The organism is Pseudomonas pisciculturae, assembly GCF_015461805.1.
In the GTDB taxonomy this organism is placed as follows: Bacteria; Pseudomonadota; Gammaproteobacteria; order Pseudomonadales; family Pseudomonadaceae; genus Aquipseudomonas; species Aquipseudomonas pisciculturae.
The window spans coordinates 127,020-150,166 of the sequence record NZ_JACVZE010000006.1; the positions used below are offsets into that span (position 1 = coordinate 127,020).

Sequence of the window (23,147 nt, forward strand, 5' to 3'; positions counted from 1 at the left end):
GGCTTAAAGCGCGAAGGATGGCGTGTGTGCGGGGTTTTATCCAGCGTCTTTTGCCAGTCCCGTTTTTGGCCGATGCGCCGTGGCGCACCCTTGATATAGTTCGGGCCTTATCACTCGCCAGTCAGGGATCACTGCCATGTCCGAATACCAAGCTTTCGTCGTCGAACTCACCGGCAACGTTGCCCATGTGCAGATCAACCGCCCGGAAAAGATCAACGCGATGAACGCCGCGTTCTGGACCGAGATCATCGATATTTTCCAGTGGGTCGAAGACACCGACGCCGTACGCGCCGTGGTGCTCAGTGGCGCCGGCAAGCATTTCTCCTCCGGCATTGACCTGATGATGCTGGCGTCGGTGGCCAACGACTTTGGCAAGGACGTCGGCCGCAATGCGCGCCTGCTGCGCCGCAAGATCCTGGAGCTGCAAGCCTCGTTCAACGCCGTCGACAACTGCCGCAAACCTGTGTTGGCAGCGGTCCAGGGCTATTGCATTGGCGGCGCCATCGACCTGATCAGCGCCTGCGACATGCGTTACGCCGCTGAAGGCGCGCAGTTCTCCATCAAGGAAATCGACATTGGCATGGCTGCCGACGTTGGCACCCTGCAACGCCTGCCGCGCATCATCGGCGACGGCATGCTGCGTGAACTGGCCTACACCGGCCGTCAGTTCGGCGCCGAAGAAGCGCGCAGCATTGGCCTGGTCAACCGGGTGTATGCCGATCAAGAGAGCCTGCTGGCCGGGGTACTGGAGATCGCCCATGAAATCGCAGCGAAGTCGCCGATTGCAGTCACTGGTACCAAGGCCATGATCAGCTACATGCGTGACCACACAGTCAAGGATGGTCTGGAATACGTTGCCACCTGGAACTCGGCTATGTTGCAATCCAACGACCTGCGCGTGGCCATCGCGGCCCATATGAGCAAGCAGAAACCCGAATTCGTGGATTGACCGACATGACCCCAGGCTGGATTACCACAACGCTTTTGGACAACGAAACCCCCGGCGGCTGGGCCGTCGCCCGCAGTCGCGACGGCTTTTTGCATGACAGCAATGGCCCGCTGTTCCCCCGGGAGTGGCTCAAACGCCAGGACCTGTCGGTATTTGCCGAACACGGCATCGGCCATCTCGACGGCGAGCCGGTGTACCTATTGGAGCTGAACGCCGCGGCCGAAGTGCCGGGTTGCAGCTGGCAGGGCCTGCGGGCCTTTATGCTGCAAGGCGATCACACCCTGTACAAAGTGCTGGGTTACGCCGCACAGATCGGTACCTGGGCGCGGGAGCACCGGTTTTGCGGCAGTTGCGGCCAGGCTATGGTTCAGGTGCCACGGGAGCGGGCGATGTTCTGCCAGGCGTGCGACCTGCGCAGCTACCCACGCATTTCGCCGAGCATGATCGTGCTGGTGACCCGTGGCGACGAGATCCTGTTGGCCCGTTCGCCGCGTTTTGTGACAGGGGTCTACAGCACGTTGGCGGGGTTTGCAGAACCGGGTGAGTCGGCCGAAGACTGCTTGATCCGTGAAGTGCGCGAAGAAGTGCAGGTAGAGGTGAAAAACATCCAGTACATGGGCAGCCAGTGCTGGCCGTTCCCCCATTCGATGATGCTGGGCTTCCATGCCGAGTACGCCGGCGGCGATATCGTGCCCCAGGCCGACGAGATCGAAGATGCGCAATGGTTCAACGTGCACAACCTGCCGCCGTTGCCGGCGTCACGTTCGATTGCACGCTACCTGATCGACCTCTATTTGGCCCGTCGCTTAGGCCACGCTGAACCAGTGCTGCCAGGCTAGGCGCACGGTCAGGCCCAGCACTACGGTGATAAACACCGGGCGAATGAATTTGGCGCCGCCGCTTATTGCGCTGCGTGCGCCAAAAAACGCGCCGAACATCACGCAAATGCCCATGGTCAGGCCGACGACCCAGTCCACCGTGCCGTTGAAGATAAACACCGACAGCGCCGCCGCATTGCTGACGAAGTTCATGCTACGCGCCACGCCGCTGGCCCGTACCAAGTCGACGGGGTACATCAGCATCGTGCTCACGGTCCAGAACGCGCCGGTGCCGGGGCCCGCCACGCCATCGTAGAAGCCCAGGCCAAAGCCCTGGGTGGACTGCCATTTTTTCTTGATCGGCGCATCGGCGTCGAGCGGCGCCTTGGGCGTGCCGCCAAACAACAGGTACACGCCGCAGCCAAATACGATCACCGGGAGCATTTTGTTCAGGGTTTCGGCGGGCAGGTAGTGGGCGACCACCGCACCTGTAAGCGCGCCGATCAGCGTACCGACGATGGCGTGCACCCACTGGCGCGGATGGAACAGCTTGCGGCGGTAGAAGGTAAAGCTGGCGGTGGCCGAGCCGAAGGTGGAGCTCAGTTTGTTGGTGCCTAGCACCAGGTGGGGCGGCATGCCGGCAGTGAGCAGGGCGGGGGTAGTGAGCAGCCCGCCGCCGCCGGCGATGGCGTCGATAAAGCCGGCGATAAAGGCGACAAACGCCAGGATGGCGAGGGTGGTGAGGTCAACGCTGAGTTCGAAGGGCATGGGCAGGGCTTATGGTTGGCAGGGCGGTCGCCATATTACTGCCTGATGTACCCAGATCCAAATGTGGGAGGGGGCTTGCTCCCGATTGCAGTGTGTCAGTCAACTTATCTATAGCTGACCCACCGCTATCGGGAGCAAGCCCCCTCCCACATTTGAATTGTGTTCACTGGGTTATTTGTGGCTGCCCAACCACTCCAAAGCGGTACGCCAGATACAGATGCCGAGGAAATACGCCGACATCACCGACCACAACCCAAACGTCCACGGGTTGGTATTCGGGTAATCCACCACCATCAAGAAGCTGCACAGCAGCCAAATGGTGGTCACCGCGATATTGATCGGCATAAAGCGCTTGACCCGGAACGGGTGCAAAAACTTCATCGGCGTCACGGTCAGCAGCGCCAGGCCGATCACGGTCAGCAACGTGACCCATGCCTCTGGCTGGATGATGTACACGCACAAGGCCACTACGTTCCAGGCGGCAGGGAAGCCGACGAAGTAGTTGTCCTTGCTCTTCATGTTCACGTTGCAGAAGCAGAACAGCGACGACACCAGGATCACCGACACGGTAAACAGGTGGGTAAAGTCCGGCAGGTCGATATAACGATAGATAAACAGCGCCGGGATAAACACGTAGGTGAGGTAGTCGATGACCAAGTCCAGCACCGAGCCGTCAAAGCTGGGCAACACCGTGCTGACATTGACCCGACGCGCCAGCGAGCCGTCGACGCCATCCACCACCAGCGCCAGCCCCAGCCACAGCAGGCAGGCCTTGGGCGAGTTTTCCAGCAGCGCCAGGGTGGCCAGGAAGGCCAGCACCACACCAGTGGCGGTGAAGCCGTGGGCGCCCCAGGCTTTGAGTCTGGCTACATGCAGGGTCGATATCACGGGCGGTTCTCCAAAAGGTGAAACGGGGCAGCCGACAACGTGACGCCGTCGAGTCTGGCCGGGGAATGCAGGTATCGACCGGGAAGGGGGCAAGAAGGTTCACCGCCCCGGCGTATCACTTAGCGTAGCAAGCGTAAGACGTTTCGGCATCAGCCTTGGCGGAACACCAGGGCTTTCAAGCCACTTTGCGCATCAATATCAGGAAATTCCGGCGGGTTTGCCAGGCGTTCTACAAAGCGCAGGCCCGGCGCTTCGCGGGTGACGCCGTCGATCAGGAAGTCTTCGCCGAAAGCCGGGTCGTTCATGCAGGCCAGAACGGTGCCCTGCGCCGTGAGCAAATCCGGCAGGCGGCGCAGCACGCGTTGGTAGTCTTTGGTCAGCAAAAAACTGCCTTTCTGGAACGACGGCGGGTCGATGATCACCAGGTCATAGGGGCCGCTGTTGGTGACTTTGGCCCAGGACTTGAACAAGTCGTGGCCTAGAAAGCTCACTTTGCTCAAGTCATGACCGTTCAGGCGATGGTTGTCGCGGCCACGGCTCAAGGCGCCACGGGCCATGTCCAGGTTCACCACATGGTCGGCGCCGCCTTCGATGGCCGCCACGGAAAAACCGCAGGTGTAGGCGAACAGATTGAGCACACGCTGGCCCTCGGCCTGCTCACGCACCCAGTTGCGGCCGTAACGCATATCGAGGAACAGCCCGCTGTTCTGCTTTTTACCCAGGTCGATCAGGTAGCGCAGGCCGCCTTCGGTGATCGTCAGCTCGTCGACGGGGTTGCCCGACAGCCACTGCGTGGTGCTTTGCGGCAGATAGCGGTGTTGCAGGGCGACGGTGTAAGCGCTGAACTGCGATTGCAGCAGTTGCTTCAGGGCTTGCAGCTGTGCGGGCTCCGGCTCCTTGAACAACGACACCAGCAGTGCGCCTTGCAGCCAGTCCACCGTCAGTTGCTCAAGGCCCGGCCAGCAGCGGCCACGGCCGTGAAACAGGCGGCGGGTTTCGCTGGGAGGGGTGGCAAGGGCAGTGAGCAGGTGGGCGTGCAGGGTGGCGAGTGCGTCTGGGGTCATCGATAAACGTCGGTCATTGAGCGGGCGGCATTTTAAACACAATTTGCCTTCAAAATGTGGGAGGGGGCTTGCCCCCGATAGCGGTGCAGCAGCCACTGAATACTTGGCTGACACACTGCCATCGGGGGCAAGCCCCCTCCCACATAGGATTTGTGGTGGTTTTTAAAGTGTGGCAATCAGCGCTGGGCCAAAGGCTTCCTTCAGGAATCCGGGTGCGATATAGCGCTCGTAATGCGCCTCCGACAGCAGGAAAAACTCCCGGTCAATCGCGTCGCGCAGGTCGGCCAGGTGGCGTTCGCGAAACTCCGGCAGCAGCGCCAACCCATAGGCATCCAGCTTGGAAATCACCCGCGCACCCCGGGCGATCAACTGGTACGCCCAGCAATACGGCGATTGGTGCGGCATAAAGCGGATCTTGCGGTTTTCCAGTTGCTGGCGCAGCAGGTGTGCATCAAACACTTCCAGCTTGCTGGCCATCACTTGCACCAGTAGTTGCTCCAGGCGCAGCCACACCGCGTGTTTTTCTTCGGCGTTGTAGCCATTCCACTGGATGACTTCGTGGTGATAACGCTTGCAGCCCCGGCAGACCAGGTCGCCATAGACGGTGGAGCACAGGCCGACGCAGGGGGTTTTGATGGTTTGGTTGGGCATAAGAGGCTTGTTTGCAAAATCTAGAAAGCACCGCAAAGCCAATGTGGGAGCGGGCTTGCTCGCGAATGCGGTGTGTCAGCTAGTACATCAGGCACTGTTCCACCGCCTTCGCGAGCAAGCCCGCTCCCACACTGGATTTGTGTCGTTGATCAGTCCCAGCTAAGCGCACCACCCGTCTGGTACTCGATCACACGGGTTTCGAAGAAATTCTTCTCTTTCTTCAAGTCCATGATCTCGCTCATCCAAGGAAACGGATTCGTCGTCCCTGGATACTCTTCCTTCAAACCAATCTGCGACAAACGACGATTCGCGATGAACTTGAGGTAGTCCTCCATCATCGCTGCGTTCATGCCCAGCACACCGCGCGGCATGGTATCGCGCGCGTATTCGATCTCCAGCTGAGTCCCTTGCAGAATCATCTGGGTCGCTTCTTCTTTCATCTCGGCATCCCACAGGTGTGGGTTTTCGATTTTGATCTGGTTGATCACGTCGATACCGAAGTTCAGGTGCATCGACTCATCGCGCAGGATGTACTGGAACTGCTCAGCCACGCCGGTCATTTTGTTGCGACGGCCCATGGACAGGATCTGGGTGAAGCCGCAATAGAAGAAGATGCCTTCCAATACGCAGTAGTACGCGACCAGGTTGCGCAGCAGCTCTTTGTCGGTTTCGACGGTGCCGGTTTCGAACTTCGGGTCGGAGATCGAACGGGTGTACTTCAAACCCCAAGCGGCCTTTTTAGCGACCGATGGAATCTCGTGGTACATGTTGAAGATCTCGCCTTCATCCATGGCCAGCGATTCGATGCAGTACTGGTAAGCGTGTGTGTGGATCGCTTCTTCGAAGGCCTGGCGCAGGATGTACTGGCGGCACTCCGGGTTGGTGATCAGGCGGTACACGGCCAGTACCAGGTTGTTGGCAACCAGGGAGTCGGCGGTGGAGAAGAAGCCCAGGTTGCGCATGACGATGCGGCGTTCGTCGTCGGTCAGGCCTTCAGGGTTGCGCCACAGGGCGATGTCGGCGGTCATGTTGACCTCTTGCGGCATCCAGTGGTTGGCGCAGCCGTCGAGGTACTTTTGCCAAGCCCAATCGTACTTGAACGGCACGAGTTGGTTGAGGTCGGCGCGGCAGTTGATCATGCGCTTTTCGTCAACGGCGACGCGGGCGGCGGAGCCTTCGAGCTCGGCGAGGCCTTCGGCGATGTCGAGTTTGTCGAGGGCGGCCTTGGCGCGGATGATCGCGGCCGAGTCGTTGGCGGTCACGTTGCGCGCTTCCAACGCGGCGGCAGCGCCGGCACCGTCAAGGCGATCCATATTGGCTTCGCTTGCATGGCCGGCGTTGGCGCCCTTGATCACCGCTGCACCGGTGTCTTCGTTGTCGACTTCATCCCAACTCAGCATCGAAATACTCCTTCCTGGTCTGTTCTGACGGTGTGTGAACCCGTCCATAAATAGGCAATTTGCAGGCTTCAAGGCATTGAAATACTGCCCATAGTGTGGTCGGTAAATACCGATGCTGCACACTATGTAGTGGTCTGTTCTGTTTGTGGGCACACTATATGGTGTGTAACAAGACTGGTCAACGCACAAGATGTGCGGTCTTCGGTCGCTGCCAGTCTTGAACTGTGTCAGAACCCAAGGCTAGAAATCGGCGATAAACTGCACGCCGCCCACCACGGCACCGTTGGTTTGCGTAAGGCCGCCGGGGTATTTCACGTATTGCAGGTTGGGGCGAACCATCAGCCATTTCGTGGCCTGCACGCCGTAGTTGATCTCGTAGCTGTATTCGCGGCGTTGCTCGGGCACGTATAGCGGGTCGTCGATGGACGTGACGCCGTTTGAGGCATTGAGCATTTGGGTATTGCGAGTGTAGCGGTCGCTGACCTGGAGTTTGGACGCGCCAAGGCCGAAGGTATCGTCGGGGCGTGCGTCGAATGGGCCTCGGTAGATCAGCCCGACCTGGATCAGGTTCTTGATCACGCTCTTGTCCGGGTCATTCACCGTGAGGTTGGCGAATACGTTGAGCCCGCGCTTGTTGTTGCCGTTCACGGTGGTCAGTTGCTGCTGGCCAGACAACCACCAGCCGCTGTTGCTGGAATACATTCGGTAGGGCTTTTGCGAGCTGGCGGCGAAGTTGCCGTCGGCGTCCTTGAGCATGTCCTTGGTGTCGGCGTTGGCGTAGTAGTAACCGGCGTGGTACTCGGCGTTCAGGCCGTCAATTTGACCTTTCCAGATCGCTTCAATGGGAAAACTGGTGCCCTGGGAGCCGCTGATAAACGGCTTGAAGCCATTGCTGGCTTCGGCGTTGCCGGGGTTCTTGTCGTAGGCGCCGACCTGCATCGCGAACTCATCGGTGAACTGATACTTGGCGCGAACCGCCCACTGGCTGATGGGGAAGCTGTTCCACACGCCGTTCCAGTTGCCTTCCTGGGAGCCGCACAGGGTCACGTTCTGGAATTCGCAGGGGAACTGGTCGAAGTCTTCGCCATGGCCGAAGCGGCCGAGTTTGAGGGCGAATTTTTTGTCGAAGAACTTTTGCTCGTACCAGAACTGCGACAGCCGCCAGGCATTGCCGCCGCCGAAGACTTCCATGGTGGAGGTCAGGCCGGTGGCATTGGGCTGATGCACGCGGTCGTTGGTGATGTCTTTGCCATGGCGCTCGCCGATGCCGATGCGAAAGGTCGCGTCTTGCCAGCCGAGCAGTTTTTGCAGGTCCATGGTCACGCCCAGGATCAGTTGGTCGCTCCAGCGTGCGGTGGTGTGGGAGTCGTAGCCACCGCCGAGGTTTGCGCCGACTTCGCCGACGTATTTGAGGGTGAAGTCGTAGCCCTGCTCGGCCAGTTGCGGGCGTAGGCCGTTCCAGTCGCCGAGCATGGCGGGGGAGTTGGGGTCGAGGAAACCTGCGCTGTAGGCACAGGTGGACATGGCGCTGCAGAGCAGGGCCAGGGGGAGGGTGGTGCGCATGGGAAAGCTCCTTGGATTGTTGTTTTTATTGGGTCTTGCACAAAACTCAGGCACACACAGACCCCTTGTGGGAGGGGGCTTGCTCCCGATAGCAGCGGTTCAGTCGGTACATGTGTGACTGATACACCGCCATCGGGAGCAAGCCCCCTCCCACATTGGAACTGTGGTGTTTGGGAGAGAGCGGGTTGTTACTGGAGGTTTACGTAGAGGCCGCCATCCACCAGCAGCGACGCGCCCGTCACATAGCGCGCCATGTCGGAGGCAAGGAATACGATGGGGCCGGCGATGTCATCCGGCTCACCCAACCGCCCCAGCGGCGTACGCGAGGTCATGTAGGCAAGCTTCTCCTCATCCGCCAAATCCTCTTTGTTGATATCGGTGGCAATGGTCCCCGGCAGCACCGAGTTGCAGCGAATGCCATACGGCCCCAGCGCAATCGCGCAAGACTGCATCAACGAATGCAGCCCGGCCTTGGTCGGCGTGTAGTGGGTTTGCATGCCGCCGCCCACCAAGGCGCTGATGGAGCTGACCGCAATGATCGCGCCGCCACGGCCCTGGTTTTTCATCTGGTTGGCCGCCGCTTGCACGGCGAAGTAGGCGCCATTGAGGTTGGTGTTGACGGTCTTGAGGTAAACCTCGCGGGGCATGTCGAGGAACGAGTGGAACGGGCAGATGCCGGCGTTGTTGACGAACACGTCGACGCTGCCAAAAGCCTTGACCGCGCCGGCCACCAGCTTGTCGCCGGTGTCCGGGTCGGCGGCGTCGCCGCCCACTTCAATCGCCTGGCCACCGAAGGCCTTGATCTCTTCGATCAACGAATACGCCGCCTCGGTGCCTTGGCCGCTGCCGCTGTGGCCGATTACCACGCGGGCGCCCTGGCGGGCACATTCACGGGCGGCAGCGCGGCCGATGCCACGGGAGGCGCCGGTGATGATCACGGTTTTGTCTGCAAGCAACATAAAAACTCTCCTTCAAAAATAAGCGGCATCAGCCGAGGTAATTGCCGTAGCCGACCATGGCGATTGCGCCCAGGATCACGGCGATGCCGGCCACCAGTACGCCCTTGTTGGCCGCACTGGTGCCGTGCCATTCGCGGAAATACAGGCCCCAGCAGTTGGACACGATGATGATGAACGACATGTGCAGCACCCACGAACTGGCGTCATTCTGCAGGCGACTTTCGCCCATGCCGTAGAAAAAGAACTGCAAGAACCACAACGTGCCGGCGATGGCCACCAGCAGGTAGTTGCCCAGCAGCGGGGTGCTGCGGTCGGTGTAGTTATGGAAGGTGCGGTTGCGCCAGTTCAGCCACAGGCACCAGATGCCATTGGTGGTCAGGCCGCCCCACATGATCACCATAAAGGTCACGTTGTTCTGGAACAGGCTGTTGGCCCCATGCTCCACCGCAGCGGCGGCCAGCGGGCGACCGGCGGAAATGCCGTAGCTGAAACACGCGCTCAGCACGCCAGAGATCACCGCCACCAGCATGCCTTTACCCAGCGAGAACTCGCTGACACTGGCGAACTTCACCGCCTGGGACACTTCCCGTTCCTTGATCAACCCGGCCTTGCCGCATACCGCGATACCGATCAACGACACCGCCACTCCCCACAACACCCAATGCCCGCCCTGGGAGGCCAGCATCGACGTCAGGGTGCCTTCGGTTTCGGTGGTGAACAGGTCGCGGTACAGCGCCGGCATCAACGCGCCGAGTGCCGAGGTCAGGCCCATGATCAGCGACATACCCAGGGACAGGCCGAGGTAGCGCATGGTCAGGCCGAACGTCAGCCCGCCGATGCCCCACAGCACGCCAAACATATAGGTCCAGAGCAGCGTACTCGTGTCGGCCGTGCGCAAGATCTCTACCCAGCCCGGCACCGTCAGTTGTGCGGCAATCAACGGCACGATCAGCCACGACACCAGGCCGCCGGTGATCCAATAACTTTCCCAGGCCCAGCCGCGGACCTTCTTGTAAGGGATGTAGAAGCTGCCGGAAGCGAAGCCGCCGATAAAGTGCAGAATCACACCAAGGAGAATGATTTCCACGTAGTCGAATCCTTTTTATTGTTGTTGTGGGTCTGTTGGTTCAAGGGCGTGTCAGTTGGAACATCGGCAGTAGATCGACACTGATCGGCGAGGCATCCGCGTGGCTGGGCATGATGTCTTGCATGTAGCTCCACCAGCGTTGCATCAGGGCAGTGCCGGGCAGGTCATCCAGGCTGTGGGCGTCTTCATGGGTGAGCACGGCGAACAACGCGTTGGCGGGCTCATCGAGGAAGATCCGGTAATCCACCACGCCTGCGTCGAGCAGTGCCGTCGCCAGCTCAGGCCATATTTCATCGTGACGCCGCCGATACTCATCGGCCTGGCCAGGGTTGAGGTTCATGCGAAAGGCGCGGGTCTGCATCACTGCGCTCCATGGGTGGGCGTATAGATATGCACCGCGTTGTGCACGAAGAACTTGGCCTGCACCGCCTCGGCCTTGTCGGCCATGCAGCGTTTGACCAGGCCCAGGGTGGTGGCGAAATCGGCCAGGTGATCGCTGTTGGGCCAGTCGCTGCCAAAGAAGCAGCGGTCTGCGCCAAAGGCTTCCCACAACACCGCCAAGCGGTCGTTGTAGAACGCGGTGTCGGTGATCAAGCCTTGCGGGCCGAGCTGGGGGATTTCCGCCAGTTTGGCGAACACATTGGGCCGCTCGGCCAGGCGCAACAGATCGGCGTGATACGCCGCTTCTTCACCCGCCGGTACTTGGGCGTTGGGCAGGTGGTCGACGATGATGCGCAGTTCGGGCAAGGCATCGCTCAGGTGCAACAAACCCTTGATCAGGCGTGGGTTTGGGTTGGCACTGTCCAGGCTTCGGCCATAGGCGGCGAGCTGGCGCAGGCCGTCGATAAAGCCGGGCCGGGCTTGATCGTCAAGCAGGTCGCGGTCCCAAAGGTTGCCGTAGCGCAGGCCGAGGAACAGCGGCTCTGTTGCGAGCGCATCGAGGTCGGCATTGAACGTTTCGTGCAGCGGGTCCAGGTTGCCGACAAAGCCGAGCATGCGCGGCTCGCTGCGCAAGGTTTCCAGTAGCCAGCGGTTATCGTCGCGCCACGGGCTCGCCTCAACTGCAATCGCGCCCACCACATTGTGGGGTTCGGCCAGCGCCCAGTAATCGGCCGGCAAATGCGCGCTATACAACCGGTTGCCCGGCTCGGGCCACGCGATGCCCTGGGGCCGACGCGGGTCGAACAGGTGCAGGTGGCTGTCGATGATCGGGCCGCTGTAGGAAGTCAGGGGCATGGGGGCAGTCCTTAATCAGAAGCACATTCGGGAGGGCCCGCACGCTACCGTGCCCAGGCCCGTTTAACCAGATCAGCTCTGCAGGTACACCACATGGGTGTGGGTGTATTCGTACAGGCCATGCTTACCATCGGCGCCGCCAACCCCGGATTTACGCACACCGGCATGGAAGCCTTGCATCGCCTCGAAGTTTTCGCGGTTGACGTAGGTTTCGCCAAAGTCGATCTCGCGCACCGCGTGCATGGCCTTGCCCAAGTCGCGGGTGTAGATCGAAGAGGTCAGGCCGTAGTCGCAGTCATTGGCCATGGCGATGGCTTCGTCCAGGTCATCGACAATCTGGATCGGCAGCACCGGGCCGAAGATCTCTTCGCGCATGATCTCCATGTCGGCGCGACAGCCCGCCAATACGGTGGGCTGGAAGTGAAAGCCCGCACCCAGGTCGGCAATCTGCCCGCCGCTCACCAGCGTGGCGCCCTGGCTCAATGCGGTACGCACCTTGCGATTGACGTTGTCCAGGCCCTGGCGGTTGATCAGTGGGCCCATCTCTACATCTGCTTGAGCGATCGGGTCGCCGTAGCGGGTGGCCGACATGGCTGCGCTGATGCGCTGGATAAACTGGTCGGCGACTTTGCGCTCCACGTACACCCGCTCAGCGCAGTTGCACACTTGGCCGGTGTTGATGATGCGCGAATCTCGGATGGCTTTGACGGCCAGCTCCAGGTCGGCATCCGCCAGCACGATGGCCGGCGCCTTACCGCCCAGTTCCAGGTTGAGCTTGGTGATGTTCGGCGCGGCCGCGGTCATGATGCGCGAGCCGGTGGCGACGCTGCCGGTGAAGCTGATCATGTCTACGCCCTTGTGGGACGTGAGTGCGCCGCCGACCTGGCCGTCACCGCAGACCACGTTGAACACGCCGGCGGGCAGGTCGGTTTCGGCCACCAGCTTGGCGAATTCAAAGCAGTTGTTCGGTGTTTCTTCGCTGGGCTTGATCACGATGGTATTGCCGGTAAGCAGCGCCGGCGCCATTTTGCGGGCGATCAAAAAGAACGGGAAATTCCACGGCAGGATGCCGGCCACCACGCCCAACGGCTTGCGGAACAGGAAGATATTTTCGTTCTGGCGGTCGCTGGTGATGATCTCGCCTTCGATGCGCCGCGCCCACTCGGCCATGTAGTCGAGGTAGTCAGCGGTGAAATTCACTTCCACTTCGGCAAGGCCACTGACTTTGCCTTGCTCCAGGGTGATCGTGCGGGCGAGGTGCGCGACATTTTCGCGCAGCTTGGCGGCGATGCGGCGCAGGTGGCCAGCGCGTTCGATGGCGGGTTTGCGCCCCCAGTCTTTTTGCGCGTGGCGTGCGGCGGCGAGGGCCTGGTCGACATCGGCGGCGGTGGACGACGGCACCTTGGACAGCAGTGCGCCAGTGGCCGGGTTGAGCACGTCGATGTGGGCTTCGCTGGATACGAAGCGGCCGTTGATGAAGTTCTGGTACACGGGAACGGATGACATGGGCAGCTCCTTAGTAGGTACGCGACGGGGCTTTGCTGTCGGCCTGCGGGCGATAGCGGGCGAGGGTGGCCAGGGCGCTCTGGCGCAACAGGCTGATGTCGATGGCCACCGCGATAAAGCGGCAACCCCAGGCCTGATAGCGGCGGGCGTCGTCTTCATTGGGCGCGAGAATGCCGCAGACTTTGCCGGCGGCGAGGGTGGCGTCCACGGCGTGCTTGATGCGCTCTTGCACCTCGGGGTGGCCGGGGTTGCCGGCGTGGCCAAGGCCGATGGACAGGTCGGCCGGGCCGATGAACACCGAGTGCACGCCCTCGACGGCGGCAATCGCTTCGACGTTTTCTACACCGAGGCGTGACTCTACTTGCACGATCAGGCACAGCTCTTCATGGGCGGTGTTGAGGTAATTGTCTACGCCGTCCCAACGTGTCGCGCGGGTCAAGCCGCCGCCGACGCCACGAATGCCGTGGGGCGGGTAACGCATGGCGCGCACCAGGGCCTGGGCCTGTTCGGCGGTTTCGACCATGGGGATCATCAGCGTTTGCGCGCCAACGTCGAGCAGTTGCTTGATCAGGCTGGCGTCGCCGTTCACCGCACGTACCACCGGTGCGGTGGCGTAGGGCGCTACCGTCTGCAATTGGCTGAGCACGCTGGGCACGGTGTTGGGGGCATGTTCGCCGTCGATCAGCATCCAGTCGTAGCCGAGGCTGGCGACGATCTCGGCGGCGTAGCCAGTGGCGAAACCGGCCCAGATGCCATATTGGGTGGCGTCTTGGGCGAGGGCGGCCTTGAAGCCGTTGCGGGGCATATTCATCGCACGTTTCCTCAGCGGTTGTACGGACGGTGCAGTTGGCAATCCGGGTTCAGGTCAACGCCGAAACCGGGTTTGTCCAGCGCCGACAGACGCATGCGGCCATTGACCGGCACAGGCTCGCCGAGCAGTTGCGGGTGGAACATCGGCACCACTTCATCCGCTTTTGGCGCCATCATCAGGAACTCGGCGAATGGGCTGTTATGCCGGGTGGCAACGAAGTGGTAGCTGTAGACCGAAGAACCGTGGGGCACCACCATCGCGTTGTGGGCATCGGCCAGGGCCGAGATTTTCACCAGCTCCGTCAGGCCGCCGCACCAGCCCACATCCGGCTGGATAATGTCGCAGCAACCCATCTCCAACAGCATGCGAAACCCCCAGCGCGTGGCTTCGTGTTCGCCGGTGGTCACCAGCATGCCCTTGGGCACGTTGTTGCGCAGGGCGGCATAGCCCCAGTAATCGTCCGGCGACAGCGCTTCTTCGATCCACTTGAGCCCGTGCTCGTGGGCACCGACGGCCAACTTGGTGGCGTAGTTCAGGTCCAGGCTCATCCAGCAATCGAGCATCAGCCAGAAATCGGGGCCAACCCGTTCGCGCATCTCGGCCAATTGTTCGAGGTTTTTGCGCAGGCCTTCTTCGCCTTCGCTGGGGCCGTGGTGCAGGGGCATCTTGCCGCCGATAAAGCCCATTTTCTGCGCCAGGTCCGGGCGGGCGCCGGTGGCGTAGAACTGCAATTCATCGCGCACGGCGCCGCCGAGCAACTGGTGCACCGGCTCCTTGCGGATCTTGCCGAGCAAGTCCCACAGCGCCAGGTCGACGCCGGAGATGGTGTTGATCACCAGGCCTTTGCGGCCGTAGTAGAGGGTGGACTGGTACATCTGGTCCCAGATTTTTTCGATGTCGGTGACGCGGGCGCCTTCGATAAAGCGCGCCAGGTGTTTCTCGACGATATAGGCCGCCGGCTCGCCGCCGGTGGTCACGGCGAAACCGACGGTGCCGTCACTGGCTTCGATCTCGACCACCAGGGTGCCGAGTACGTTGATGCCGAAGCTGCGGCGGCTCTGGCGGTACTCCGGGTATTTGCTCATCGGCGTGGCGATGTGGTCGTCGATCCAGTGGCCATCGGCCTGGTCGTGGTAATCGGCGCCGCCGCCTCGCAGTACAAAGGCGCGCACGTGTTTGATGGTGAGATGACCCATGGTATGACTCCTGGATTTAAACGGTGGCCGGCGTGTTCGACGCGTTGCGGCCGGGTGAATGGATGCCCAGTACCAGCAATGCCGCGAGTACCGTGGTGGCGGACAGCAGGTACAAACCGGCTGCCGGGGAGTGGAAGGCGCCTTCGGCCCAATGCTTGAGCACCGGGGCGATAAAGCCGCCGAGGGCACCGAACGAATTGATCAGCGCAATGCCAGCCGCCGCAGCGCTGCCGGCCAGGTAACTTGAGGGGAAGGTCCAGAACACCGGCTGTACCGCGATAAACCCCGACGCGGCGAAACACAGCGCGAGCATGCCCAGCATAGGGCTGGCGAAGGTCACCGAGCAGGCGATGCCAGCGGCGGCCATCAGCAGGGTCAGGCAGGCGGTTTGGCGGCGCAGGCCAGTGCGGTCGGAGTAGGCCGGAATCCACCAGGCGGCAAACAGCGCGCAAAGCCACGGGACCGCCGAGACCAGCCCGACCATCAAGCCAACCTTGGTGCCGAGCAGGCCGCCGACTTGGGTTGGCAGGTAGAAAACCACGCCATACACGCTGGCCTGGATGAGCAGGTACACGAGGCACAGGTAAAGCACCGACGGTTGGCAGAGCACTTTGAGCAAGCTGTGGCCGTGGGACGATTTGTGGTGGTCTTCCTGATCCAGCAGGCCTTGGATTTGCTGGCGTTCATCAGCGCTGAGCCATTTGGCGTCTGCGGGGCGGTTGTCCAGGTAGAAGTAGGCCCAGATGCCCACCACCGAGGCCATCAAACCCTCGACTGCAAACAGCCATTGCCAGCCGTGGACGCCGCCCCAGCCGTCCATTTCCAGCAGCAGGCCAGACAACGGGCTGCCGAAGATAAACGCCAGCGGCGCGCCAAAGTAGAAGAAGCCCATGGCCTTGCCGCGCACGGCCTGGGGGAACCAGTAGGTGAGGTAGAGGATCACGCCGGGGAAGAACCCCGCTTCAGCCACGCCCAGCAGAAAGCGCAGGATGTAGAAGCTGGTTTCGTTGTGCGCAAACACCATCGCCGCCGAGACAAGGCCCCAGCTGACCATGATGCGGCACATCCACAGGCGGGCGCCGACACGGTGCAGGATCAGGTTGCTCGGTACTTCCAACAGCGCGTAGCCGACGAAGAACACACCGGCGCCGAACGCGAACGCGGCGTCGCTCAAACCGGTATCGGCCTGGAAGGCTTGCTTGGCAAACCCGACATTGGCGCGGTCGAGGAAGGCCATGATGTACATCAACAGCAAGAAGGGCAGCAGTCGCCAGGAAATCTTGGCGAGCAGGGGCGCAGGCAGGGTTTTCATAGTGGCAGTCCGATGTTTTGTTCTTATGGGCCGGACTGTACGGCGGGCGAGCAATGCGCTACAAATCGAATCTCGCTTACAAGTGATACCTTCAGGGTATCGATAAAAAGGATAAAAATGCGTAGTCCCAGCCTGTTTAACCGCCTGCGTTACAAGCACCTGCACATGCTGGTGGCGCTCAGCTCCAGCCAGAACCTACACCGCGCCTCCCAGGCGCTGAACATGTCGCAACCCGCCGCTACACGCATGCTGCGCGAGATCGAGGACATGTTTGGTTGCGACCTGTTCGAACGTTTGCCCCGGGGCATGCGGCCAACGGCGTTGGGCGCAGAGCTGATTCGCTTTGCCGAGTCGGCCTTGAGCGGCCTGGACCGCTGCGCCGAAGACTTGAACGCGCGCCAGCAGGGCGGTTATGGCTACCTGTCGATCGGCACCATCATGGGCGCCGCGCCAGACCTGGTGATGGACTCCATCGCGCAGATCAAGACGCTCAACCCGCAATTGCGTATTCGCATCATGGGCGACACCAGCGACCAGGTGATCCAGTTGCTTGAGCAGGGCCGTATCGATTTGGGCATCACCCGGCGCAACGCCGCCACCGACAGCGAGCACTACAGCTTCGAACCCCTGGGCAACGAACGCATGCTGGTGGTGGTGCACGCCGGGCACCCTCTGGTGCAACGCGATCATCTGGAACTGGCGGAGTTGGTGAGCGACTGGCCGTGGATTTTGCAACCGCAAACCAGCCCGGCGCGAATCGGCTTTGACCAGGCCCTGCAAGACCTGGCGCTGCCCAGCCCGGCGGACGTGATTGAGTGCAGCTCGATCTATTCGATGCAGCAGTTGATCCAACTGACCGACGCAGTGATGGTGCTTTCGGAGAGCGCCCTGCGTGACTACCTGAAAATGGGCCTGGTGGTGGCCCTGCCGGTGGCGCTGGATGTGCGGTTGGCGCCTTTTGGTCTGTTGCTGCGCAAAGGCGAAGGCGTGAGCCGCGAACTGGGGCTGTTTATCGACTTGCTGCGCAGTAAAGCGGCGATGTTATAAACCGAATGTTGAAAAGGGCATGGTGCGCCGGCACGATATTAAATAGAATGAATCTCATTTGAGACTCAGTCGCGCCGCGCAGGTTGCTTGCCATGAATGATGCTGTTGCTCCGACACAAGGCCCTGAGCTGACCTTGTCGAGCCTGTACCGCGACCATCGCAGCTGGCTCGAAAGCTGGTTGCGCCGACGCCTGGGCAATGCCTGGGATGCGGCAGACCTTAGCCAGGACACGTTCCTGCGCGTACTCGCCAGTGCGCAGCCGATTGCGCAGATGCAGGAGCCGCGTGCGTACCTGGTGACGGTTGGCAAGCGTTTGCTGGTCAACTTTCATCAGCGGCGCAGCCTCGAACACGCCTATCTCAATGCCTTGGCCAGCTTGCCCGAAGCCTGCGTGCCGTCGCCGGAGCAGCGCTGGCTGATGCTCGAAACCCTGCAAGCGCTGGATGAATTGCTCGATGGCCTGCCGGTGCTGGTGCGCCGTGCCTTTTTGTGGAGCCAGCTTGAAGGCCTGGGGTATCGCGAGATTGCCGAGCGCCTGGACGTATCCGAGCGCACCGTGAAGCGTTACATGGCCCAAGCCTACGAGCATTGCTTGCTGGTGGACCTGTGAGCCGCGACGTTGCCCGCGCCGCTGCCCAGTGGCTGGCGCTGCTGGAGTCTGGCGCGGCCACCGAACGTGACCACGCCGCGTTGCAACACTGGCGCGATAGCCATCCCCAACACGAACAGACCTGGCAAAAAGCCCAGACCCTGCGTCAGCGTTTCAGCGGCCTGCCCCAGGCGTTGGCGATGGCCAGCCTCGACCGGCCGCAACCGGGGCGTCGCGCGGTGCTCAAGCGCGCACTCGGGCTGGCTGCGTTGGTGCCGACCGCCTGGCTGATCAGCCGGCAAATGCCCGTCGAGGCCTGGCGCGCCGATTTGCACACCGCTACCGGCGAACGCAAACGCCTGCCGTTGGCCGATGGCGCCAGCCTGCAACTCAACACCGCCACGGCGGTGGACGTGGCACCGGGGCGCATCCGCTTGGTGGAGGGCGAGTTGGCGCTCACTGTGCCGGGCACTCAGGCGGTGGCTGTGCACACCTCTTTTGGCGAGCTCAGCGTCAGCCAGGCCGAAGTCTGTGTGCGACTACTGCCCAGTGGTTGCCTGGTCTCGGTGCTCAAGGGCACGGTGCAGGTGCGCGATCTGAATGGGCAGTTGGCAACCTTGCAGGGCGGCCAGCAAGCGCCGCTCAAAGCCAGCGGGCTCGGTGCCTGGGTGCCATTTGATGTGCTGCAACTGGGCTGGCGCGAGGGTGTGCTGACGGCGCAAAACCAAGCGCTGGGGGATTTTTTGCGAGAGTTGGAGCGGTATCGGCCTGGTGTGTTGCGTTGGGACCCACGGCTGGAATCGCTGCGTGTTACCGGCAGCTTTCGACTGGACGACACCGACCGCATCCTCAACCTGTTGGCCTCGACATTGGGCTTCGAAGTACAGGCGCGCACGCGCTATTGGGTCACCCTCACTTGAAGCCACCGAGGCTCAATGTGGGAGGGGGCTTGCCCCCGATAGCAGTGGGGCAGTCGGTAAAAATGCCAGCTGGCCCACCGCTTTCGCAGGCAAGCCAGCTCCCACATTTGATTTGCTGTGTTGCGGATGCCGGCGCTTAGATCACATGCGCCCGCTGCAACGCGGTCAACGCCAGCGCCTTGAGCTGCGCCAGCTGCGGATCACGCCGATCCCTGGGGTGTGGCAACGCCACCGCCAGTTCCTGGCGAATACTGCTGGGCCGATTATCCATCACCAGCACCCGGTCACTCAGGTACAACGCCTCGTCCACATCATGGGTCACCAGCAGCAAGGCGATGGCGTGGTGCTCGGCCAGTTGCAGCAACAGGTCTTGCAACTTCATGCGGGTAAACGCATCCACCGCGCTGAACGGCTCATCGAGCAGCAACACTTGCGGGCGTGAATACAGCCCACGAGCAATCGCCACCCGTTGCGCCATGCCGCCGGATAACTGCTTGGGCAGCGCCTGGGCAAACCCCTTAAGGCCGACTTCCTCGATCAGTTGTGTAACCCAGGCCTTGTCGTAATGACCGTCATCGCTGAAACCGATGTTCTGCTCCACCGTGAGCCAAGGCATCAGCCGCGGCTCCTGGAACACAAATGCGACTTCGCCGTCGGGGCTGCGCAGTTCGCCCTGGTAGTCCTTTTCCAGCCCGGCGACGATGCGCAGCAAGGTGCTTTTACCGCAGCCGCTAGGCCCCAGCAGGCTGACGGCTTCGCGCGGTTGCAACGACAGGTGAACGTCCTTGAGCACGGTGGTGCTGGCAAAGCTTTTGCGCAGCACATGAATATCCAACAGAGGGCTCATCGCTCTGCCCCCTGGAAGGTATCGCGCCACGCCAGGCAGCGCTTCTCCAGCGCGGCAAGCAGGCCATCGCTGATCTTACCCAGCAGCGCCAATACGATGATCGCGGCGAGCACGATATCGGGCCGCGAGGTTTCGCGCCCATCGCTGAGCAGGTAACCCAAGCCCTTGGTCGCGGCGATCAACTCGGCCGCGACCAAAAACATCCACGCCAGGCTCAGGCCGCTGCGCAGCCCGGTAAACAAACCGGGCAGGGCGGCGGGCAACAGGATACGGCGCACCAGTCGGCGTCGGCTAAAACCATACATCTGCCCGACCTCCACCAGCTTGCGGTCGATATCGCGTATGGCCGCGACGCCATTGAGGTACACCGGGAAAAACGCGCCAATCGCGATCAACACGATCTTGGAGGTTTCGTCGATACCCAGCCACAGCAGCAACAACGGCACCCAGGCCAGGCTCGGGATTGAGCGCAGCCCGGCGAAGGTCGGTTCCAGGTAGGCCTCGGCCTCGCGGCTCAAGCCTACCCAGGCAGCAAACACCAGGGCCAGGCTGGCGCCGATGGCAAAGCCCAGCAGCACCCGGGCGAGGCTGGCGCTTATGTGCTTGCACAGCGCGCCTTCGGCCAGTTGGCTCAGGGTCACGGCGATTTCGCTGGGGGCTGGCATTTGGTACGACGGCAGCCAGCCGACGCGCACCACGCCTTCCAGTATCAGCAGGATCAGCACCGGCACCACCAGCCCCTTGAGTCGCCGTGGCCAGGCACTGCGGTTGATCGCCACCGGTGCGGGCAGTGGCAATGCTTGGGTTTTTCCCGTCATCACGCGCCCCTTATTTGCCGAACGAGGTGTCGATCAACTGGTCAATCACTTGGTCCACATTCACCCCGCGACGCACCAATTCCTCCGACACCAGGATCGGCGCGGCAGCCTTGGAGGCCACCACATCCTTGCTGCTTAGAAACGGTGTGCTCAAGTCGGTACGCGACAGTTGCAGCTTGGCAACTTCCAACGGCAAGCCCGATTCATCGGCCAGCAGTTTGGCGAATTCATCCGGGTGCTTGACCGCCCAGTCGCGGGCTTTTTCGTAGGCACCGAGCACTTTGGTGATGGTTTGCGGGTGCTCCTTGGCGAACTTCTCGGTGACGCTCACCACGCCATAGCTGTTGAAGTCTTTGTTGCGATACAGCAGGCGCGAACCGGCCTGGATTTCACTGGCGGCCATGTGCGGGTCGAGGCCGGCCCAGGCTTCTACATCGCCTTTCTCCAGCGCGGTGCGACCGTCCGGGTGCTGCAAATGCACCAGTTCCACGTCGTCCTTTTTCAGCCCGGCCTGTTGCAGGCTACGCAGGGTGAACAGGTACGGGTCGGTGCCCTTGGTGGCGGCGATTTTCTTGCCTTTGAGGTCGGTGACGCTCTTGAGTGGAGAGTCTTTGCGAACCACCAGGGCGGTCCACTCGGCACGGCTGTACACGTACACCGATTTGATCGGGCTGCCGTTGGCACGGCTCAACACCGCAGACAGGCTGGCAGAGGACGCGAAGTCAACGCCGCCGCTGTTGAGATACTCCAGGGAGCGGTTGCTGCCCTGGCTCAAGACCCAACCCACCTTGGATTGAGGCAGCGCCTGTTCCAGCCAACCGAAGTGCTTGAGCACCAGGCTGACCGGCGAGTAGTAGGCGTAATCCAGGTTGACTTGCGCCGGGTCGGTGTCGGCGGCGAAGGCCTGGGGTTGCAGGCACAGGGCGAGCGCGCAGGCGCCGAGTAAGCGTTGAGTAAATGGGATCATGGAACAGCTCCGGCAAGGCATTGAGAGAAGGCTTTCTTATATTCAGAAAATTAGATCGCATGTTCCATCATGCTTTTAAGGAATATGCAGGCTCTGTGCCAGTCGGTATCAGGCAGGATTTGCGGGGGTTTAAGAGCTGAATGCTGTCTGGGGAAAGGGCAAATTGTTGAAGCACTGTTGGCTGGGCAACAGTTGATATATATCCTTATGGAATAAATAAAGAGTTATATATTCCTTTTAAGTTTTCACTCGGTACTGCATCTTGAGGGCCTGCGCATTCGTGCGGATTGACCCAACAGCCAAAAGGAAAGCCGACATGACCATCAAAGCGATCAACGTGCGCAACCAGTTCAAAGGCGTGATCAAGGAAATTCTGCTGGGGGAAGTGGTGTCCGAGATCGACGTGCAAACCGCGTCCGGCATCGTCACCTCGGTGATCACCACCCGTTCGGTGCGTGATCTGGAATTGAAAGTGGGCAGTGAAGTGATTGCCTTTGTGAAGTCCACCGAAGTGTCCATCGCCAAGCTATAACAAATTGCCCCCGCACACGGTGCGGGGGCGGCCCTTCAGCGGCTGCGCAGTGCAGCCTCCATGCGCTGCAAGCCTTGCTCCAGCAATGCTCGTGGGCAGCCAAAGTTCAAGCGTACGAACTGCTGGCTGTCATCGCCGAATTCAATCCCCGCGCTTAAGCCCACCTTGGCCTGCTCCAGGAAAAACTGCTGTGGGTCATCCAGGCCCAAAGCACTGCAATCGAGCCACGCCAGGAAGGTGCCTTGTGGCGCATGCATCACCACGCCAGGCAAACGGGTTTGCACGACCTCAAGCAGGTAGTCGCGGTTGGCTTGCAGGTAGTGCTTGAGGGCGTCGAGCCATTCGCCGCACTGGCTGTAGGCGGCACGCGTGGCTTCCAGGCCCAGGGGGCTGACACTGTCGACCATGCCGCAGCGGGCCTGGTTGAAACGTTCGCGGATCTCGGCGTTTTGGATCACGGCGAAGCAGGTTTTCAAGCCGGCCACGTTATAAGCCTTGCTCGCCGACATCAGCGTGATGGTGCGCTCGGCGATTTGCGGGCTGAGGCTGGCCGTGGGGATATGGCGGCGACCGTCAAAGCACAGCTCGGCGTGGATTTCGTCGCTGATGATCAGTGCGCCGTGTTCCAGGCAGGCGTTGGCCACGGCCAGCAACTCTTCGCGAGGGAAGACCTTGCCCATGGGGTTGTGCGGGTTGCTCAGCAGCAGTGCGCCGGCGCCGGCCAATGCGTCACGCAGGGCCGGCAGCGGGGTCAGGTATTCCCCGTTGATCAGCTCGAAGGGCACTTCAATTTTCGGCAGGTTCCAGTGCCCTGGCGCCAGGCGGATCGGCCGGTAGTTGGGGGTTTGCAACACCACGGGTTGGCCAGGTTGAACAAAGGCATGCAGCGCCATGTTGAAACCAGGCTCGACGCCGGGCAGGAACAACAGGTCTTCAGGCTGCACGCGCCAGGCGTACTTGGCCCACAGGTCGGCGACGATGGCTTCGCGTACATCCGGGCCGGCCACGCTGTAGCCGAGGATTTGCTGGTCGAGGCGCTCGCGCAAGGCTTGCAAGATGGCAGGTGGCGCAGCGATGTCCATGTCGGCGATCCACATCGGCAATACGTCTGCCGGGTAGCGGTTCCATTTGGTACTGCCAGTGCCTTGGCGGGGGTGGAGCGTGTCGAAATCAAAGCTCATGGTGGGCTCGTGTCTGGGAGGCGGGTGCAAGAATGGC

24 protein-coding genes are annotated in these 23,147 nt (G+C 61.5%); 6 read left to right on the forward strand and 18 right to left on the reverse strand.

The genetic code is table 11. The features are described 5' to 3' along the window. Nucleotides 1-136 precede the first annotated feature (136 nt). Together ICY20_RS17655 and nudC are read left to right on the forward strand one after the other, a co-directional pair. The gene (locus tag ICY20_RS17655; protein WP_159959211.1) at nucleotides 137-949 is read left to right on the forward strand and encodes a crotonase/enoyl-CoA hydratase family protein; all 813 of its coding nucleotides are present in this window, start codon (nucleotides 137-139) and stop codon (nucleotides 947-949) included. 5 nt (nucleotides 950-954) lie between these two features. Then, nucleotides 955-1,788: an NAD(+) diphosphatase gene (gene nudC / locus ICY20_RS17660; protein WP_159959213.1), complete on the forward strand. Its 834-nt coding sequence runs from the start codon at nucleotides 955-957 to the stop codon at nucleotides 1,786-1,788. On the opposite strand, the gene ICY20_RS17665 is transcribed toward nudC, so the two are convergent. The 14 genes from ICY20_RS17665 to ICY20_RS17730 all read right to left on the reverse strand — a co-directional run bounded on the left by ICY20_RS17665 (nucleotide 1,756) and on the right by ICY20_RS17730 (nucleotide 16,208). Then, on the reverse strand, nucleotides 1,756-2,535 hold the full coding sequence (locus ICY20_RS17665; protein WP_159959215.1) for a TSUP family transporter: 780 nt from the start codon (nucleotides 2,533-2,535) through the stop codon (nucleotides 1,756-1,758). The two genes, nudC and ICY20_RS17665, sit on opposite strands and share 33 nt — an antisense overlap. Before the next feature lie 171 nt (nucleotides 2,536-2,706). After that, nucleotides 2,707-3,423 carry a phosphatidylcholine synthase gene (gene pcsA, locus ICY20_RS17670; protein WP_159959217.1) on the reverse strand — a complete coding sequence of 239 codons (717 nt, stop codon included), beginning with the start codon at nucleotides 3,421-3,423 and terminating at the stop codon, nucleotides 2,707-2,709. 149 nt (nucleotides 3,424-3,572) lie between these two features. Beyond that, nucleotides 3,573-4,487 carry a class I SAM-dependent methyltransferase gene (locus tag ICY20_RS17675; RefSeq protein WP_194938140.1) on the reverse strand — a complete coding sequence of 305 codons (915 nt, stop codon included), beginning with the start codon at nucleotides 4,485-4,487 and terminating at the stop codon, nucleotides 3,573-3,575. Nucleotides 4,488-4,649: 162 nt separating this feature from the next. Next, a complete protein-coding gene (locus ICY20_RS17680) occupies nucleotides 4,650-5,138 on the reverse strand; it encodes a DUF1289 domain-containing protein (RefSeq protein ID WP_194938141.1) in 489 nt (162 codons plus the stop codon). Between the two features lie 149 nt (nucleotides 5,139-5,287). After that, nucleotides 5,288-6,538, reverse strand: coding sequence for a ribonucleotide-diphosphate reductase subunit beta (locus tag ICY20_RS17685; RefSeq protein ID WP_194938142.1), 1,251 nt, complete (start codon nucleotides 6,536-6,538; stop codon nucleotides 5,288-5,290). A 240-nt stretch (nucleotides 6,539-6,778) separates the two neighbouring features. Beyond that, nucleotides 6,779-8,101, reverse strand: coding sequence for a carbohydrate porin (locus ICY20_RS17690; protein ID WP_194938143.1), 1,323 nt, complete (start codon nucleotides 8,099-8,101; stop codon nucleotides 6,779-6,781). Between the two features lie 188 nt (nucleotides 8,102-8,289). Further along, the gene (locus ICY20_RS17695; protein WP_159962841.1) at nucleotides 8,290-9,060 is read right to left on the reverse strand and encodes an SDR family NAD(P)-dependent oxidoreductase; all 771 of its coding nucleotides are present in this window, start codon (nucleotides 9,058-9,060) and stop codon (nucleotides 8,290-8,292) included. A gap of 28 nt (nucleotides 9,061-9,088) precedes the next feature. Beyond that, the gene (gene rhaT, locus ICY20_RS17700; RefSeq protein WP_194938144.1) at nucleotides 9,089-10,147 is read right to left on the reverse strand and encodes an L-rhamnose/proton symporter RhaT; all 1,059 of its coding nucleotides are present in this window, start codon (nucleotides 10,145-10,147) and stop codon (nucleotides 9,089-9,091) included. Nucleotides 10,148-10,187: 40 nt separating this feature from the next. Then, the gene (rhaM, locus tag ICY20_RS17705; protein WP_194938145.1) at nucleotides 10,188-10,508 is read right to left on the reverse strand and encodes an L-rhamnose mutarotase; all 321 of its coding nucleotides are present in this window, start codon (nucleotides 10,506-10,508) and stop codon (nucleotides 10,188-10,190) included. Further along, on the reverse strand, nucleotides 10,508-11,383 hold the full coding sequence (locus ICY20_RS17710; RefSeq protein ID WP_194938146.1) for an amidohydrolase family protein: 876 nt from the start codon (nucleotides 11,381-11,383) through the stop codon (nucleotides 10,508-10,510). Before ICY20_RS17710 ends, rhaM begins: the two co-directional genes overlap by 1 nt. Nucleotides 11,384-11,455: 72 nt before the next feature. Further along, nucleotides 11,456-12,889 carry an aldehyde dehydrogenase gene (gene aldA, locus ICY20_RS17715; protein ID WP_194938147.1) on the reverse strand — a complete coding sequence of 478 codons (1,434 nt, stop codon included), beginning with the start codon at nucleotides 12,887-12,889 and terminating at the stop codon, nucleotides 11,456-11,458. Nucleotides 12,890-12,899: 10 nt separating this feature from the next. After that, a complete protein-coding gene (locus tag ICY20_RS17720) occupies nucleotides 12,900-13,700 on the reverse strand; it encodes an aldolase/citrate lyase family protein (RefSeq protein ID WP_194938148.1) in 801 nt (266 codons plus the stop codon). An 11-nt stretch (nucleotides 13,701-13,711) separates the two neighbouring features. Continuing rightward, the gene (gene rhmD / locus ICY20_RS17725; protein ID WP_194938149.1) at nucleotides 13,712-14,896 is read right to left on the reverse strand and encodes an L-rhamnonate dehydratase; all 1,185 of its coding nucleotides are present in this window, start codon (nucleotides 14,894-14,896) and stop codon (nucleotides 13,712-13,714) included. 16 nt (nucleotides 14,897-14,912) lie between these two features. Next, complete coding sequence (locus ICY20_RS17730; RefSeq protein WP_194938150.1) at nucleotides 14,913-16,208, reverse strand: MFS transporter; 1,296 nt, start codon at nucleotides 16,206-16,208, stop codon at nucleotides 14,913-14,915. A 117-nt stretch (nucleotides 16,209-16,325) separates the two neighbouring features. Here ICY20_RS17730 and ICY20_RS17735 point away from each other — a divergent pair, with 117 nt between their 5' ends. The 3 genes from ICY20_RS17735 to ICY20_RS17745 all read left to right on the forward strand — a co-directional run bounded on the left by ICY20_RS17735 (nucleotide 16,326) and on the right by ICY20_RS17745 (nucleotide 18,765). Beyond that, on the forward strand, nucleotides 16,326-17,255 hold the full coding sequence (locus ICY20_RS17735) for a LysR family transcriptional regulator (RefSeq protein WP_159962834.1): 930 nt from the start codon (nucleotides 16,326-16,328) through the stop codon (nucleotides 17,253-17,255). Nucleotides 17,256-17,347: 92 nt separating this feature from the next. Next, the gene (locus ICY20_RS17740; protein ID WP_159962833.1) at nucleotides 17,348-17,866 is read left to right on the forward strand and encodes a sigma-70 family RNA polymerase sigma factor; all 519 of its coding nucleotides are present in this window, start codon (nucleotides 17,348-17,350) and stop codon (nucleotides 17,864-17,866) included. Next, nucleotides 17,863-18,765 (forward strand): DUF4880 domain-containing protein, encoded by a 903-nt coding sequence (locus tag ICY20_RS17745; protein WP_159962832.1) that lies wholly within the window; start codon nucleotides 17,863-17,865, stop codon nucleotides 18,763-18,765. Before ICY20_RS17740 ends, ICY20_RS17745 begins: the two co-directional genes overlap by 4 nt. A gap of 136 nt (nucleotides 18,766-18,901) precedes the next feature. On the opposite strand, the gene ICY20_RS17750 is transcribed toward ICY20_RS17745, so the two are convergent. From ICY20_RS17750 to ICY20_RS17760, 3 genes are read right to left on the reverse strand one after another with little or no spacing between them, the layout of a single operon-like run. Beyond that, nucleotides 18,902-19,612 (reverse strand): ABC transporter ATP-binding protein, encoded by a 711-nt coding sequence (locus ICY20_RS17750; RefSeq protein ID WP_159962831.1) that lies wholly within the window; start codon nucleotides 19,610-19,612, stop codon nucleotides 18,902-18,904. Then, entirely contained in the window at nucleotides 19,609-20,430 is an 822-nt protein-coding gene (locus tag ICY20_RS17755; RefSeq protein ID WP_159962830.1) for an ABC transporter permease, read from the reverse strand. The genes ICY20_RS17750 and ICY20_RS17755 overlap by 4 nt, the downstream gene beginning before the upstream one ends. 10 nt (nucleotides 20,431-20,440) lie before the next feature. After that, nucleotides 20,441-21,397, reverse strand: coding sequence for an aliphatic sulfonate ABC transporter substrate-binding protein (locus ICY20_RS17760; protein ID WP_159962829.1), 957 nt, complete (start codon nucleotides 21,395-21,397; stop codon nucleotides 20,441-20,443). Between the two features lie 316 nt (nucleotides 21,398-21,713). Between ICY20_RS17760 and ICY20_RS17765 the strand changes: the two genes are divergently transcribed. Beyond that, nucleotides 21,714-21,929 carry a TOBE domain-containing protein gene (locus tag ICY20_RS17765; protein ID WP_003173733.1) on the forward strand — a complete coding sequence of 72 codons (216 nt, stop codon included), beginning with the start codon at nucleotides 21,714-21,716 and terminating at the stop codon, nucleotides 21,927-21,929. A gap of 35 nt (nucleotides 21,930-21,964) precedes the next feature. On the opposite strand, the gene ICY20_RS17770 is transcribed toward ICY20_RS17765, so the two are convergent. After that, nucleotides 21,965-23,110, reverse strand: coding sequence for a MalY/PatB family protein (locus ICY20_RS17770; protein WP_194938151.1), 1,146 nt, complete (start codon nucleotides 23,108-23,110; stop codon nucleotides 21,965-21,967). Nucleotides 23,111-23,147 lie beyond the last annotated feature (37 nt).